Here is a 16,001-nt window from a genome sequence, read left to right on the forward strand (position 1 = left end):
CAACCGACTCAGCTTTTTCAAAACCCTTGCAAACGAGGTCTTGAGAAACCTCTAGCGTCAGATTTGAGAATCTGACGTCACATCTAAACTCTTTATAATAAGTAGCGAGTATCTAACGCCTATTTTGGACTTTATTTTACACGAAGTCATTCGCACCTAAAACCCCAACCAACAATGCAAAATACAGCAATAAAACTCATACTATTACTGGGTTTTGTTTCGGTTTTTTCTTTCACAGGAACGGATACCCTCCAAAACGAATACCGAGCGGAAGGTGCTGCCGATTCCAACCGTGTCTATGTTCCCGACGACCTTGAAGCTACCCTCTGGGCCGAAGCACCGTTGTTTTACAATCCTACCAACATGGACATCGACGCCAAAGGGAGGGTTTGGATTACGGAGGCCGTCAACTACCGCAATTTTAACAATAAACCTGACCAAAAGCTCACCTTCAACGAAGGCGACCGAGTCATGATTCTGGAAGATACCGACGGTGACGGGAAGGCTGACAAATCGAAGGTGTTTGTCCAAGACAAAGACTTGGTAGCACCGCTGGGCATTGGGGTCATTGGCAATAAAGTGGTGGTAAGCTGCGCCCCCAATATCATTATTTATACCGACGAAAACGGCGACGACATTCCCGACAAAAAAGAGATTTTTTTAACGGGTTTTGGCGGCCTCGACCACGACCACTCGCTGCATTCGCTCACGGCTGGCCCCGACGGAAGGTGGCATTTTAACACAGGAAATGCGGGACCGCACAATGTCAAAGATAAAAGTGGTTGGACACTGCGCTCGGGGAGTATTTATACAGGAGGAACGCCCTACAACAAAGAAAACCAAGGCAATCAAAAAAGCGACGATGGGCGTATTTGGGTGGGTGGCCTGTCGTTGCGGATGAATGCCGACGGAACGGGTCTCAAAGTAATGGCGCACAATTTTAGGAATAGTTACGAAATAGCCATCGACAGCTACGGCGATTATTGGCAAAACGACAACGATGACCAAGTAGTCACCTGCCGTACGAGTTGGGTCATGGAAGGCTCTAACGCGGGCTATTTTAGTGCCGACGGTACGCGTACTTGGCAGGCCGACCGACGACCTAGCCAAGACATGTTTACTACCCACTGGCACCAAGAAGACCCTGGCGTTTTGCTCGCGGGTGACAACACGGGCGCAGGCTCTCCCACGGGTATGCTCGTGTATGAAGGCGACGCCTTGGGTGAAAAATACCGAGGTACCGTTCTCAGCTGCGAAGCAGGTCGAAATGTGGTATGGGCGTATTGGCCTAAAGCCAAAGGGGCTGGTTTTGATTTCTCTCAACGGGTCGATTTTATCAGTAGCTTTTCCAAAGTTGAAGAACACTACATTTGGCACGAAACGGGCAAAGACAAACGTAAGTGGTTCCGCCCCAGCGATGCCGCTACGGGCCCAGACGGCGCTATTTACGTCGCCGATTGGTACGACCCCGTGGTAGGTGGCCACCAAATGCACGATAAAAAAGGCTACGGACGGATTTACCGAATCACGCCCAAAGGCAAAAAGTTAAGTACACCCACCTTAGATCTCGGCTCGGTCAAGGGACAAATCGAAGCCCTTAAAAACCCCGCCATCAATGTTCGCAACCTAGGTTTTGTGGCGTTACAAGCCCAAGGCGAAAAAGTAATTCCCGCCGTCAAAGCCTTGCTGGCCGATGCTAATCCGTTTGTGCAAGCGCGCGCGGTGTGGTTGTTGGCTCAATTGGGGGCAGCTGGAAAAGCCGAAGTAGAACAACTTCTGCTTCAAAGTACTGACGCTCGGCTCCAAACTGCGGCATTTCGGGCGTTGAAGCACGACGTCACGCCTTCAAGTTCGCCCCAAGAAATAGCCCAACAAGTGGATTTGTGCCAAAAAGCGCTCAAAGTGGCTTCCCTTCCACTATACCGCGAAATCGCCATTTCGTTGCGGGATGTTCCTTACGCTGCGATGGCAAGTCTGATTTCGCCGCTCGAAGCTGCTTTTGATGGAAAAGACCGTTATTATTTAGAAGCCTTAGGAACGGCTTTGGACGGAAAAGAAGAAAGTTATTTCCAGAAAGTTCGTCCTCAATGGCCTCAAAATGCCGCCAAATGGACGCCCCAACAAGCGTGGATGGCGTGGCGACTTCATCCAAAAGCAGCCTTGGTCGATTTAAAAACGCGAGCGTCCTCTCCAACTCTCTCTTCTGAAGAGCGCAAACGAGCCATCACCGCGATTGCGTTTATCAAAGACAAATCGGCCGCGCTTGCCATGCTTGATTTGACAAAAAGTACCTTGAAAGACGTAGCCGAACAGGCGTTTTATTGGGTCAATTTCCGCAAAACCAACGATTGGCAGCCGTTGCTTGATTGGCAGGAAGCAGCGGCGACGCAACTCAGTCCCGCTCAAAAACAGATGTTGACTTGGAAAGACATCATGACCGATGCCAATGCCCCCATCGCAAAACGCGAAGAGGCGGCAAAAACGCTTGCTGGGGATGTATTTGGGGGACAATTGCTGCTCGCCGCCGCCAGTGAGAACAAAATTCCGAAAGAGCTACGGCCGCTCATTGCTCAAACCATTTTCAACAATCCCGATCGCAGTATTCGGATGATGGCGGGCGATTACTTTCCGCGTCCAAGTGGAAAAGGACTTTCGGTGAGCTTAGCCGCAAGTTTTCCTGCCGACCTTGGTAAAGGCAAACAGATTTTTCAAACACACTGCACGTCGTGTCACCGCTTTCAGCAAGACGGGAAAGAAATTGGCCCTGATTTGACTTTGATTGGGAAAAAGTTTGATAAAGAGGGATTGTTAGACGCCATCATCAATCCAAGCGCCAGTTTGGCCTTTGGCTATGAACCGTGGATTATTCAAACCAAAGACAAAAATACGTACTACGGTTTTGTGGTGGGCGACGGTGCGAATGTGCTCCTCAGGGATGTTGCGGGCAAAACATCGGCCATTAAAGCGTCACAAATTGCTTCTCGTCAACAACTTAAAAATAGTTTGATGCCCGAACCTTCGTCGTTGGGGCTAAAAGAAAAAGATTTGTCGGATTTGGCAGGGTATCTGCTCGGGTTACCTAAGTAAGCAAGAGGCAAGGGGCAAGGGGCAAGAGTCGGACCGTCGCACGGCAAGAAGCAAGAGGCAAGAGTCGGACCGTCGCACGGCAAGAGGCAAGAGGCAAGAGGCAAGAGGCAAGAGGCAAGAGGCAAGAGGCAAGAGGCAAGAGGCAAGAGGCAAGAGGCAAAGGAAACTAAAGTAAAGGGCGAATGAGTTCCTTCTGCCCTTTACTTTAGCCAATAATTATTACAAACGAACAACTTCGCCCGTACGCACTGATTCGTCGCACGCAAACGCGATTTGAAGGCTGTTTACGGCGTCCGCCATGTGGTCGGTTAGGTCAACATCTTCTACGATTGCCTTTAAGAAATAAGCTTGTTCGCGGTTACAAAGCTCTTGGTGGTCTGGCTCGTCGGTCAAGTTAATCCACTCATCAGGTTTTGTAAATGCGTTGTTTTCGTCAATATCAGCATGGTGATAACGCAACGACTCCGTTTTGGTGTGTGCGTCCACGTTGTCCGATTTACCCGCCCCACCTGCATCTTTTGCCACAATCGACACGCAGCCTTTAGGGCCTACCACGTCTTTCACAAAAAATGCCGTTTCGCTCATCATCGGGCCCCAGCCTGCTTCGTACCAACCTACGGAACCATCCTCAAAACGAATTTGGAGTTGTCCGTAATTGTAATTTCCCGCAGGAATATCGTCGGTCAAACGAGCGCCAATGGCCGATACCCACACTGGTTTTGAACGGGTCATTTGGCACATAACGTCGATGTAATGCACGCCGCAGTCCACGATTGGGCTAAGGCTTTTCATCAAATTGCGGTGTACGTCCCACATATAGCCGTGGCTTTGCTGGTTGAGATTCATCCTCATTACCAATGGCTTACCAAGCGTTTGCGCCAATTCCACAAACTTTTCCCACGACGGATGATGGCGCAAAATATACCCTACCACCAATTTTTTATTGGCTTTCACGGCCGCTTCTACCACGCGCTTCGCTCCTTCGACGGTATCAGCAACTGGTTTTTCGATAAATACGTGACAGCCGTGCTCAAAGGCCATGACGGCAAACGCTTCGTGCGTGTCGGGGTAGGTGGAGATACAAACCGCGTCGGGTTGAGTCGCTTGAAGGGCTTCTGCATAATCGGAATACAATGCGTAACCGCCCCCTAATTTTTCGTTTAGAACTTCTTTACTTTTTCCCGTTGAGACAATACCACAAATTTCGAAACCTTCAAAATTATGATAGGCTGTGGCGTGAGAGGCGCCCATGTTACCGCATCCAACGACAAGGACGCGCACTGGTTTGGGGGATGTTGACATAGGTAGTAATGAAAGGAAATGGTTTTAACTGTAAAAGTACATCATTCATTCTTACATACCATCATTTCTTCAAAATGGGCTGCTGTGGCACAGTAATTTTTGGGCAATAAATTGGAGAATTGTTAAAAGATTATTTATCTATTATTTTTAATTTTTATAATTATACAATCTTTTATATTTAACATATTTGATTATTTTTTGTTAATTTCTATTCATAAATAAACATTATAAGTTTTTATTTTATTCTCTCTCTACCTTTGCAGAAGTTCTTTCAATCAATTGCCGTTTTTGGTTTCAGCGGAGTTTGTTTTTGCTGAATTAAAAAGGAATCGTGTGTAACTCACGAACTGACGTGCAACCGTAAATCGCCCAAAACGATAAGTCGAGACACTTGCCAAAAACGAATTGACGGAGGCTTTCACGAGTCGAAGCCGACGTCAGGCAGTGGGTAAGGAAAGAGCAAATAAGTTTTTCAACTTTTTTGTTTCATTCAACTCCTTTTACTCTTATGCTCAAAAACAACCTTGGGTATCCTCGCATTGGCAGTCGCCGCGAGCTAAAAAAAGCCTGTGAAGCCTACTGGGCGGGCAAAATCTCACAAACCGAACTGCTAGAAACAGGCCGCCAAATCCGCCTCCACAACTGGCAGCTGCAACAACAAGCAGGCATTGACCTCATTCCGTCCAACGATTTTTCTTTGTACGACCATGTGCTCGACCTCAGCCTAACCGTGGGTGCTATTCCTGCTCGCTACCAAGAAATCTTAAATGCCAATCCTCAAAACAATTCCCTCGATGTCTATTTTGCCATGGCTCGGGGCTACCAAAAAGAGGGGCTTGACATTAAAGCGTTAGAAATGACCAAATGGTATGATACCAATTACCATTACTTAGTGCCTGAGTTCACCAAAAATCAGACGTTTAGCCTTTCTTCAGACAAAATTTTCAATGAGTTTGATGAAGCCAAGTCGGCAGGGATTTTGACGAAACCCGTGCTTTTAGGGCCTGTTTCTTACTTGCTTTTGGGCAAAGAAAAAGAAGCCGACTTTCACCGCTTAGAATTATTACCTCGCTTGCTTTCCGTCTATTACGACATCATTGAGCGACTGACCCAACAAGGAGCCGTGTGGATTCAATTCGATGAACCCTGCCTTGCACTTGATTTAAGCTACAAAGAAAAAGACGCCCTCCGAACGGCATACGGCACGATTCGTAACCGTTTCCCCCAACTGAAAATCATGCTGGCTACTTACTTTGATGGCTTGCGCGACAACCTGCTGGTAGCTTCTCTTTTGCCAGTTTGTACGCTACATGTCGATTTGGTACGTTTCCCCAGTCAATTTGACAACCTATTAACAGCCATCCACGAACCTATGTCGTTGTCACTTGGTGTAGTTGACGGACGTAACGTTTGGAAAAACGACTATACCCGTTCTCTCACTTTCATCCAAAAAGCCATTGATAAGTTAGGAGAGGCAAGGGTAATGATTGCGCCCTCTTGCTCTTTGTTGCATACGCCCTGCGATTTGGAGTTGGAGAAGGACGAAACCAGACTTCCTTCTGAGATAAAGCAATGGATGGCTTTTTCCAAACAAAAGCTCCAAGAAATCAACGACTTACATCTCATCGCCACCCAAGGAGACAATAAAAAATGGGCGCAAAATAAAGCAGACATCGAAAGTCGGCGTACGTCGTCATTGATTCACAAACCGCACGTAAAACAACGCGTTGATGCGCTCAGCGAGGCCGATACCCAGCGTAAAAGTCCGTTCTCAACCCGTCAACATCTTCAAAAAGCGTTGTTGCAGTTGCCCATCTTCCCCACAACGACCATCGGTTCATTCCCCCAAACAGACGCCATTCGCCAGCTTCGCGCTCGCTACAAAAGCGGCGAGATTTCCCCCCAACACTACGAGGAAATCATCGGAAAAAACACCGAGGAGGCGATAAAATGGCAGGAAGAAATTGGTTTGGATGTATTGGTTCACGGCGAATTTGAGCGAAACGACATGGTGGAGTATTTCGGCGAACTGTTGGAAGGGTATGCTTTTACGCAGAATGGTTGGGTGCAAAGCTACGGTTCACGTTGTGTGAAACCACCGATTATTTATGGCGACATTGAACGCCCACACCCCATGACTGTACGGTGGGCTACCTACGCCCAATCGCTAACCTCAAAACCAGTGAAAGGTATGTTGACGGGGCCGATTACGATTTTGCAATGGTCGTTTGTACGGGACGACCAAGCCCGAAGTGAAACAATGTTTCAGCTCGCTTTGGCCATTCGTGATGAAGTGTTGGATTTGGAAAAAGCAGGTATCCGAATCATCCAAATCGACGAAGCAGCGCTGCGTGAAGGACTTCCGTTACGCAAAAGCGACCGACAAGCCTATCTTGACAATTCTGTCAAAGCCTTTCGGGTGGCGTCCTCTGCGGTGGCAGACCAGACCCAAATCCACACCCACATGTGTTATTCAGAGTTTAATGACATCATAGAATCCATTGCGGAGATGGATGCAGACGTCATTACAATTGAAACCACCCGTTCACAAATGGAGTTGTTGGACGCATTTCATACCTTCAACTATCCCAACGAAATTGGCCCAGGCGTCTATGACATCCACAGTCCTCGCGTGCCCAGCGTCGATGAAATGGTGCAGTTGTTAGAAAAAGCATTGGCCGTACTCCCCGCTGATCACCTTTGGGTCAATCCCGACTGTGGTTTAAAAACGCGCCGTTGGCCAGAGACTGCCTTGGCCTTAAAAAACATGGTACAAGCGGCTGGCCAAGTTAGAAAAGCCATTGTTGAAGAGGTGTGAAACAAAAATACCTACGTTTAGGTTTAAACATTTTACCTAAACGTAGGGTAGTACAACAAAAGATAAAAATTATGTTTCATTTTCCACCTTCAAAATCAATTCACAAACTTTCCTCACTTGTCCCACTATTAAGCTGGGATTTTGCCCATCCGTTGTTGCAAAAGCAAATAGAAGTAGGTGAAGATTATAAATCCATCTCGACACTTTCTGAAAGATTTCAATGGGATTTAGAATTAGAAACAAAACAACTCTTACGAAACAATTATATCTTAGTAATCACCGACTTATCCCAAGAAATAGTATGGGTAAGTAAGCAATTTGAAACAATGACCCATTATCCTAAGAACGAGGTCATCGGACGAAAACCTACGTTCTTGCAGGGTGAAAAAACAAGCACAAAATCGCTGCACCTAATACGCGAAAAGTTGTCGAATGTAGAGCAAGTAGCGACCAAACTTCTCAACTACCGTAAAAATGGGGAAGCCTATTGGTGCCAAGTAACCATTCTCCCCATCCACAACACCGACGGTCTTTTGACGCATTTTATGGCGATTGAGAAAGAAGTTGATTGTTAGTTAAGTACTCAAGCACAACGGGGGCAATGCAGCTGCCTTCTTTGTTCACTATGTGTTTATTCTAATGTGCTCTATGTGTTTTAGAAGGTCTTGCATTCACACACCCCCATTGGCTTTGTCTTTTAGGTAAAGAGGAAGTATTCCGAAAAGTTGGCTCAATTCAATTGCTGCTCCAGTTCAAGCGCCATTGGTACCAAAACGTGGTCTTCGATGATGGCGTGTTTACGAAGTTCCAATTCAAACAGCTCCACTTGGTTCAAGAAAATTTTATACGGCAAAGGCACGGATTCTTCGCCCGAATAACGCCGAATCAACTGACTTACTTCTTGCAGCTCGTCTTCGATGGGCGAGTGTGAATCAATAAATTGTTGGATACTAAAGTTCGATTTTTCGGCTGAAGTCCGAAGTTCGGCGGGCTGTTTTGAAACCTCAATGAGTTTTTGAATATAAGGAAACAGCTCTTTCTCCTCCATCCGAATGTGCTCAATCAAGTGGGTCTTGTAGTCATTGAAGAAATACGCCAAACTCGCCAATAGCTGATGGCTTTGTCCATATTTGCTAAAAATATGCACCAACGACTGCTCAATTTCGGGAAGTTTTTTGGTAAGGTAATAACGGTGAGTCGCTTGTAAATAGGCCAGAATTTCTCCAATCGAGAACTTCTGCATTTTTTCAAAAGGGAAGTCTTCTTCGTTATTGTATAAATCTAAAATGAGCTCGATAAGCTCAGGATTCATGTCGATTACTTTGCTTCCTGCTTTTTGCTCTTTGTCTTGGAGGGAAGAATCACCGAACCTTTCAACGACCAATTGGTAGGTTTTGTCGGTATCAATAAAATCATGTAGTGCAGCCATACTAGTTCATTTGGGTTGAAGCCAAATCTAGCCACTGCTACGTATTCAAACTATGATAAAAATCAGGAAAAGGTTTTGGGTTTCGTGTTTGGGAATTATGGTTTTGAGAAACCTTGGCGGCGGTTATTGGTAACCGCCGCCACTTTGGCTCCAAACAGGAAACCCGAAACTTCAAACAGGAAACCTATAAACCTATTGCTTCATCTGCGCCTCCACTACTGCGATGGCCACCATGTTGACAATCTCACGAACCGAGCTACCCAGCTGCAAGACATAAACGGGTTTGCCCATGCCCAACAACAACGGCCCAATCGCCTCGTATTCACCTACTTCCTTGAGGAGGTTATAGGCAATGTTACTCGCCGAAAGATTAGGAAAGATAAGTGTATTTGCTCCGTCGTCCACCAATTTTGAGAAAGGGTGGTTGGCGCGTAACAGTTCTGTATCAAAAGGCAAGTGCGCTTGCATTTCACCGTCCACAATCATGTCTGGATGCTTCGCGTGGAGTTTTGCCACGGCTGCGCTCATTTTTTCAGCATCTTCTCCTTTGGCGCTTCCAAAGTTAGAATATGTGAGCAACGCAATGCGTGGTTTGATATTAAAACGCTCTACTGCCCGTGCCGTGAGTTCCGTAATTTCGACGACATCATCTACCGTCGGATTGAAATTCACCGTCGTATCAGCCAAAAACAACGGCCCACGACGCGTCAGAAGGATGTACATCCCTGCTACTTTTGTTACGCCCGGTTCTTTTCCAATGATTTGGAGCGAAGGGCGAATTGTGTCGGGGTAGTTGCGGGTCAAACCAGAAATGAGGGCATCGGCTTCGCCCATTTCCACCATCATTGCCCCAAACGAACTACGATAGTACATCATTTTACGCGCTTCAATGAGATTAACCCCTTTGCGTTGGCGTTTTTTGAAATATGCTTCGGCATAGCGGTCAATGTTTTCCGCTTGTTCGGAGCTGTATGGATCAATCACAGGCACATCGGCCATGTCAAGCTTATTGGCTTCAATGATGGCACGAATACGCTCCTCTTTCCCAAGCAATATAGGGAATGCAATTCCTTCATCGCGCACTTGTTGGGCTGCTTTGAGTACTTGCACATTTTCAGCATCCGCAAATACAACGCGTTTTGGCGCTTTACGGGCTTTGCTGATAATCACTCTTGAAATCTGATTGTCTTGGCCAAGGCGTTTTTCCAACTGCTGAATGTACGCATCCCAGTCGGCAATTGGGCTTTTGGCAACCCCGCTGTCCATCGCTGCTTTGGCAACGGCAGGCGCTACGGTCGTAAGCAAGCGCGGGTCAACGGGTTTAGGGATGATGTACTCCCGCCCAAACGTCAAGTTGGTCGTATTATATGCTAAGTTGACAATATCTGGGACGGGCTTTTTGGTCAATTCGGCCAATGCGCGAACTGCTGCCAACTTCATTTCTTCATTAATTTCACTGGCACGTACGTCCAATGCTCCACGGAAAATGTACGGAAATCCGAGTACGTTATTTACTTGGTTGGGATAATCCGAGCGACCTGTGGCCATAATCACGTCCTCGCGGGCTTCTACCGCATCAGGATACGGAATTTCAGGATCAGGGTTGGCCATCGCAAATACCATTGGATCTTTGGCCATCGAACGTACCATGTCTTGCGATACTACGTTGGCCTTTGACAAACCTAAAAACAAATCGGCTCCTACCATTGCCTCTGCAAGGGAAGCGAAACGGCGCTCTGAAGCAAATTCTTTTTTAAGGTCATCCAGATCCGTACGGGCGGTATTGATATGCCCTTTGCTATCAAACATATCGACATTCTCGCGGCGAACGCCCAATGCCATATACAGCTTGGTACACGAACTAGCCGAGGCGCCCGCACCTGAAACAACGATGCGAATATCTTCGACTTTTTTGCCCACGATTTCGAGGCCATTCAACAAGGCAGCCGCACTAATGATGGCCGTTCCGTGTTGGTCGTCGTGCATAACAGGAATATTCAGTTCGGCTTTGAGGCGACGTTCAATCTCAAAACACTCTGGTGCCTTAATGTCCTCAAGGTTTACACCCCCGAAGGTTGGCTCCATAATTTTGACAGTCCGCACAAACTCGTCCACGTTTTCGGTGTTAAGTTCAATGTCAAACACGTCGATGTCGGCATATATTTTAAACAGAAGGCCCTTCCCTTCCATCACGGGTTTGCCAGCTTCTGGGCCAATATTACCCAAGCCTAACACGGCGGTTCCGTTACTAATAACTGCTACCAAGTTACCTTTGGCGGTGTATTTATAGACATCCTCTACGTTGCGGTGAATCTCCATACAGGGTTCGGCAACGCCAGGAGAATATGCCAAAGACAAGTCGAGTTGGTTGTTGGTCTCTTTGGTTGGCACAACTTGAATTTTGCCAGGGCGGCCCTTCGAGTGGTAGTAAAGCGCGTCCTCTTTGCGAATTTTTGGAGGCATAACGGTTAATTGGAGGTTGATTTTGGGGCTGCAAGGTACGAACGAAAATCATTTGTCGTACTAATTAATTGAGTTTTTGTCATAAACCTACCCGATAAGTTTCTAAACGGCACAAAGGCATACAAACAAAAAGCCGTCTATTCTCCTCTAAAAGGGGAATAGACGGCCAAAATGACGACTATTTATGAACAATATTTAGACCAATCGTTTAATGATTTCATTGGATGAAATGCCTTCGGCTTCGGCTCTAAAGTTACGCACGATACGGTGGCGCAAAATAGGTACCGCTACTGCTTTCACATCTTCAATGTCAGGCGAATATTTACCATTGATAAGAGCATTACATTTAGCCGCTAAAATGAGGTTTTGCGACGCACGTGGACCCGCTCCCCATTCCAAATAACTCTTGGTATCTGCACTTGCAAACTCCCCGTTGGGGCGGGTTTTGTGAACCAATTTTACGGCATATTCCACCACATTATCTGCCACAGGTACGCGTCGCACTAAGTGTTGGAATGCTTCAATCTCAGCCCCCGAAATTACTTTGTTTACCGTGGGTCTGCTGTCGGCAGTTGTTGCTTTTACGATGTTTAATTCTTCTTGGAACGAAGGATAATCCAAGGTGACCATAAACATAAAACGGTCCAATTGCGCTTCAGGAAGTGGATACGTTCCTTCTTGTTCGATGGGGTTTTGCGTAGCTAGCACAAAAAACGGACGGCTCAACGCGTGCTTTTGACCTGCCACGGTCACGGCATATTCTTGCATCGCTTCCAAAAGCGCCGATTGCGTCTTGGGCGGTGTACGGTTAATTTCGTCAGCCAAAATGATATTGGCAAACACAGGCCCGCGCACAAAACGAAAATTACGCTCGTTGTCTAACGTTTCCGACCCCAAAATATCCGAAGGCATCAAGTCGGGCGTAAACTGAATACGGTTAAAACTTAAATCAAGTGCGTTCGAGATTGTCTGAATCAACAGGGTTTTTGCTAACCCTGGTACCCCCACAAGCAGACAATGTCCTTGGCAAAAAATGGCCGTCAAAAGTAAACGTACTGTTTCATCTTGACCTACAATCACTTTTCCAATCTCGGTGCGGAGTTTTTCATAGGATTCTTTCAAAGCTTCGGCAGCTGCAACGTCAGAACTAAACTTCATTTCATCTAAAGGGTTTATGAGTTAATAGATGGGGGATTTAATTTTTTCAATTGTCATCGGGGGAAATGCCGAATATTCGACATCCTTGGTACTCAGGTTCAACTTTGATAAATACGTCAGCTACTGCTTTTTTAAACCACTCATCCACCGCCTTTGTTTTTTTGTTTGCCAAAACAATGTTGTTAAGTTTTTCAAAGTCTAACTTCAAACTCGCCGTGTGCGGTTCCGACTTACTCTTATAATAGACGATGCGCATGGCCGTTTTACCATCGTCCGTACGGTAGTTCAATGGCGCACTTATCGTGCCAACTTTCATGGTATCCAACATCATATACAAGTTATAATCCATAGAAGCATCCAATGGCAAGCGCGACGCGCCCGATTGTGCATCTTTGATGAGCCCTCCCGCGTCGGCAGTGTTTTTGTCTTCCGACCAATCTTTGGCCAATCTTTCAAATTTAGCCGTTGTGTCTGTTTTAATCACTCGGTTTAAGCTATCCAAAATACGCTGTGGTTCACTCAAATCCATGCGGTTGTAATCAGGGCGCAACAAAATGTGACGCGCGTGGTATTCTGCCCCACGGATTTCGAGCAATTGAATCAAGTGCAAGCCAAATTCTGACTCTATCGGTTCTGAGATTTCGTTTGGTTTGAGTTTCAACGCTGCTCCTTCAAACTCTGGCACCATCATCCCGCGCTTGGCAAACCCTAGATCTCCGCCTTGTTGTGCCGAACCAATGTCTTCTGAATAAGCTGACGCCAAGCCAGAAAAATCTTCTCCTTTTTCAACGCGTTGCTTAAAATCCAACAACTTGTTACGAAGTTCGTCTTTCTGCGCTTTAGTTACTTTTGCAAAACGCACAATTTGTCCAATTTCTACCTCCGCAGGAATAAACGGCAAACTGTCTTTTGGAATCGCATTAAAAAACTTGCGAATCTCACTCGGCGTTACTTTGATTGCTTCCGTAATTTTGTTTTGCATTTTGTCCGAAAGCATTTCTTCCTTGATTTCACTGCGAAGCTCTGCTTTTAGCGTCTCAATGCTTTTGCCATAAGCCTCCACAATGTTCTTTTCTGAACCAAAGCGTTTGGCCATGTATTCCATACGAGCCGAAATTTGATTATCAATTTGTTTGTCTTCCACCTCCACCGAGTCAATTTCAGCTTTGGCAAGGAGCATTTTACGGATAATCAAACTTTCCAATGCTTGGCATTGGTTGGGTGCAGGTTGGTTTTGTTGTTGGTATTGTAAAATAAGGTTTTCAAGGTCAGAGCGAAGGATGTAGTAGTTATCTACTTTTCCGATTACTTTGTTGACACTGACACTTTTGCCTTGTGACCAGCCCGAAAGGCAACTAATAAACACCAATACGAGGGTAAGGCTACTGAATCGTTGAATGAGGGTATTTTTCATATAATACTAAATGGACTGCTTATTTTGACAGTTTACGCAATTCTTCTTCGTTTACTTGTACGCCAAATTTTTGGCGCAATTGATTAAGCCAATTTGTTTCGAGTTGTTTTTGGAAATCATTTATCACTGCTCCCCGCGCTTCATTAAAAGTTTTGATACGAGCAGGTTCAATTTTTTCAATGTTAATAACGGCTTTTTTCCCATTTACGTTTACTTGTTGCATTCCAGCTTCCCAACGGCCCGCATTTAGGTAGGCATTGGCACCTTTTGCAAAAGCACCATCGGTGATGCTAATTACTCCTGTCTTCTGGGCATTTAGCGCTTTTTCAAGGTCTTTTTTTGAACTGCTAAAGTACTGAAAACTAATTCGGCGGTTGCGCGTATCGGTTGCTACGGGTTTGTATTTCCCATTGTCTTTCTCAATAATTCGCGTCAACGATACGCCATCCCCTGACAAAGCCTTGATGGCATTTTTCAAGCGAGCCGCCGACACAGAGTCAGCTTCTTCTGCTCCTGCAAACGACGATACCTCTACCACATAATTTTCGTTGTTCATCAATGTCATTGCCACATCTACCAACGCTTCGCGGTGTTTTTCAGTCAATATCGTCGATTTTGAATCAAAAATGAGGTCTGTCCCCTTGCGACGAAGTTGATAAGGCGCAGACTTGAGCGATTCTTGCGCACGTTTCAGTAACGAGTCGCTATCCGACACCAAAATGGTCGCTAGTGCGCGCTCTGGGTACTGGTATTTCTGTTTGTTTTGCTCCCAAAGTTTCCGCTGCCCGAGGGTATCCGACAACGACGGCTGCCAAACGTTGGCTTCCATGGTTTGAGAAAACAACAAACCATCGTTCATTTCCGTTACAAGTGCTTTAAATTCAGGGTATTTTTTGTCCAAATTTTTCTCTTCGACTTCAATCAGCTTTTTCTCCAAATACGTACGATAGTAACGTTGCCCAACCACCAACGGCGACGAGTTTGGCGCAGCAGGTCGCTGAAAATCGCGTACATATTCCAAAAACTGATTTACCAAAAACGACTCATTATCAATACGAAACAGCTCTTTTTTATCAAGCGTTGCGCTGAGAGGTTCGATAAACTTCCACTGACCGTTTAAGATAGACGAATCAAATTTGGCAAGAGCTGCTTCACGAATTGGTTCTGATTCCACTATTTTATATGAAGCTCTTAGCTTTTTGATAAGTGCTTGTTGGATTACTTCACTTCTTGAGTCGGTGGTTACTTTTTGGCGAATTTGAGGAGCTGCCTCGGCAAATGATTCAATGGGCTTTTTGGAAAGCAATTTGATAATATGCCAACCATAATTTGATTGAAACGGCGCCGAAATATCACCCACATTTTTCAAAGAAAATGCGGAATTCTCAAACTCAGGCACCATTTCGCTTGGCCCAAATTCGCGCAGAACACCTCCTTCGTTTTTGGTGGTGGCATCGTCCGAATAATCACGACACACTATTTCCCAAGCTTCTTGTTGAAGCAAGGCCGCCGCTTTTTCTGCCTTGGCTTTCGCTGCGATTTTCCCCGCTTCCGTTGCGCTCGAACTAACGCTCACCAAAATATGCGCCACCTGTACTTTTCCACGCGCAGGACGGCGTTCAAGTACTTTAATCAGGTGATACCCCGCCCGCGAACGCACAGGATTAGATATTTGCCCTATAGGCAACGTAAAAGCGGCTGTCTCAAACGGGTAAATTGTTTTAAAAACAGGAAAATAACTTTCCAAATCTCCCCCCTTTGGACTTGAAATAGGGTCTTTGGAATATTGTTTAGCGGCACTTTCAAAATCAATTTCTTTCTGAATGATGCGCCCACGAAGTTCGCTGATGGCACGAAACACAGACAGCGTGTCCGCAGGTAAAGCATCAGGCGAAACAGGGAGCATAATGTGCGCGATACGAACTTCTTGCTTCATTCGTTCATACGCCTCCGCCACCAAATTATCCACCAACGCCTTGTCCATCAAGTACGGCTGTGCAAGTTGCTGGCGATAAGACGCCATTTCTTCACGAAAACTAGCCGCGGTATCAAGCCCTGCGCTTTGAGCGCCCAATACTTTTAATTTAAGGTTTGTATAAAGTTGTAGGTATTCGCTAATGCCCGTGGGCTTGGTGGTATCGTCCGAAAACTGGTTTTTGGTAAATGACTGAAAAAACTCATCGGTTGTGATTTTTTTCCCGCCAATGGTCAGAATCGTAGGTTCGGACGGTGGTGGCGGTGGAGGGGTAGGTTTCGATGTAGTACAGGCTGTAATACCAAGAATCAACGCAGCGACGACGAAATAGCTATACTTCATTTGAACTTCTTTT

Annotated in this window: 9 protein-coding genes and 1 riboswitch; of the genes, 3 read left to right on the forward strand and 6 right to left on the reverse strand. The window is 46.0% G+C overall.

What is annotated here, in order from left to right:
• Positions 1 to 174 precede the first annotated feature (174 nt).
• Positions 175 to 3,087, forward strand: a complete 2,913-nt coding sequence (locus tag AC23N5_RS21705; protein WP_487757224.1) for a PVC-type heme-binding CxxCH protein — start codon at positions 175 to 177, stop codon at positions 3,085 to 3,087.
• Positions 3,088 to 3,306: 219 nt separating this feature from the next.
• Here AC23N5_RS21705 and AC23N5_RS21710 read toward each other — a convergent pair whose 3' ends face one another.
• Positions 3,307 to 4,389, reverse strand: coding sequence for a Gfo/Idh/MocA family protein (locus AC23N5_RS21710; RefSeq protein ID WP_183973063.1), 1,083 nt, complete (start codon positions 4,387 to 4,389; stop codon positions 3,307 to 3,309).
• A 272-nt stretch (positions 4,390 to 4,661) separates the two neighbouring features.
• Positions 4,662 to 4,802: riboswitch (cobalamin riboswitch) on the forward strand.
• Between the two features lie 95 nt (positions 4,803 to 4,897).
• Here AC23N5_RS21710 and metE point away from each other — a divergent pair.
• Together metE and AC23N5_RS21720 are read left to right on the forward strand one after the other, a co-directional pair.
• Positions 4,898 to 7,207 carry a 5-methyltetrahydropteroyltriglutamate--homocysteine S-methyltransferase gene (gene metE, locus AC23N5_RS21715; protein ID WP_487757225.1) on the forward strand — a complete coding sequence of 770 codons (2,310 nt, stop codon included), beginning with the start codon at positions 4,898 to 4,900 and terminating at the stop codon, positions 7,205 to 7,207.
• A gap of 71 nt (positions 7,208 to 7,278) precedes the next feature.
• Positions 7,279 to 7,782, forward strand: a complete 504-nt coding sequence (locus AC23N5_RS21720) for a PAS domain-containing protein (protein ID WP_487757226.1) — start codon at positions 7,279 to 7,281, stop codon at positions 7,780 to 7,782.
• A 155-nt stretch (positions 7,783 to 7,937) separates the two neighbouring features.
• On the opposite strand, the gene AC23N5_RS21725 is transcribed toward AC23N5_RS21720, so the two are convergent.
• The 5 genes from AC23N5_RS21725 to AC23N5_RS21745 form a co-directional block, all read right to left on the reverse strand.
• On the reverse strand, positions 7,938 to 8,636 hold the full coding sequence (locus AC23N5_RS21725; protein ID WP_487757227.1) for a hemerythrin: 699 nt from the start codon (positions 8,634 to 8,636) through the stop codon (positions 7,938 to 7,940).
• A gap of 192 nt (positions 8,637 to 8,828) precedes the next feature.
• On the reverse strand, positions 8,829 to 11,099 hold the full coding sequence (locus AC23N5_RS21730; RefSeq protein WP_183973071.1) for an NADP-dependent malic enzyme: 2,271 nt from the start codon (positions 11,097 to 11,099) through the stop codon (positions 8,829 to 8,831).
• A gap of 195 nt (positions 11,100 to 11,294) precedes the next feature.
• On the reverse strand, positions 11,295 to 12,257 hold the full coding sequence (locus AC23N5_RS21735; protein WP_487757228.1) for an AAA family ATPase: 963 nt from the start codon (positions 12,255 to 12,257) through the stop codon (positions 11,295 to 11,297).
• Between the two features lie 46 nt (positions 12,258 to 12,303).
• Positions 12,304 to 13,671, reverse strand: coding sequence for a peptidylprolyl isomerase (locus AC23N5_RS21740; protein ID WP_487757229.1), 1,368 nt, complete (start codon positions 13,669 to 13,671; stop codon positions 12,304 to 12,306).
• Between the two features lie 19 nt (positions 13,672 to 13,690).
• A complete protein-coding gene (locus tag AC23N5_RS21745) occupies positions 13,691 to 15,988 on the reverse strand; it encodes a peptidylprolyl isomerase (protein ID WP_487757230.1) in 2,298 nt (765 codons plus the stop codon).
• Positions 15,989 to 16,001 lie beyond the last annotated feature (13 nt).

The sequence above is a fragment of the Runella sp. R5_40 genome (assembly GCF_057652295.1).

Excerpts from the sequence above, each read along its gene's own strand:
- AC23N5_RS21745 (WP_487757230.1), bottom strand. The coding sequence starts at position 15,988 with ATGAAGTATAGCTATTTCGTCGTCGCTGCGTTGATTCTTGGTATTACA.
- AC23N5_RS21710 (WP_183973063.1), bottom strand. The coding sequence starts at position 4,389 with ATGTCAACATCCCCCAAACCAGTGCGCGTCCTTGTCGTTGGATGCGGT.
- AC23N5_RS21740 (WP_487757229.1), bottom strand. The coding sequence starts at position 13,671 with ATGAAAAATACCCTCATTCAACGATTCAGTAGCCTTACCCTCGTATTG.
- AC23N5_RS21735 (WP_487757228.1), bottom strand. The coding sequence starts at position 12,257 with ATGAAGTTTAGTTCTGACGTTGCAGCTGCCGAAGCTTTGAAAGAATCC.
- AC23N5_RS21720 (WP_487757226.1), top strand. The coding sequence starts at position 7,279 with ATGTTTCATTTTCCACCTTCAAAATCAATTCACAAACTTTCCTCACTT.
- metE (WP_487757225.1), top strand. The coding sequence starts at position 4,898 with ATGCTCAAAAACAACCTTGGGTATCCTCGCATTGGCAGTCGCCGCGAG.
- AC23N5_RS21725 (WP_487757227.1), bottom strand. The coding sequence starts at position 8,636 with ATGGCTGCACTACATGATTTTATTGATACCGACAAAACCTACCAATTG.
- AC23N5_RS21730 (WP_183973071.1), bottom strand. The coding sequence starts at position 11,099 with ATGCCTCCAAAAATTCGCAAAGAGGACGCGCTTTACTACCACTCGAAG.
- AC23N5_RS21705 (WP_487757224.1), top strand. The coding sequence starts at position 175 with ATGCAAAATACAGCAATAAAACTCATACTATTACTGGGTTTTGTTTCG.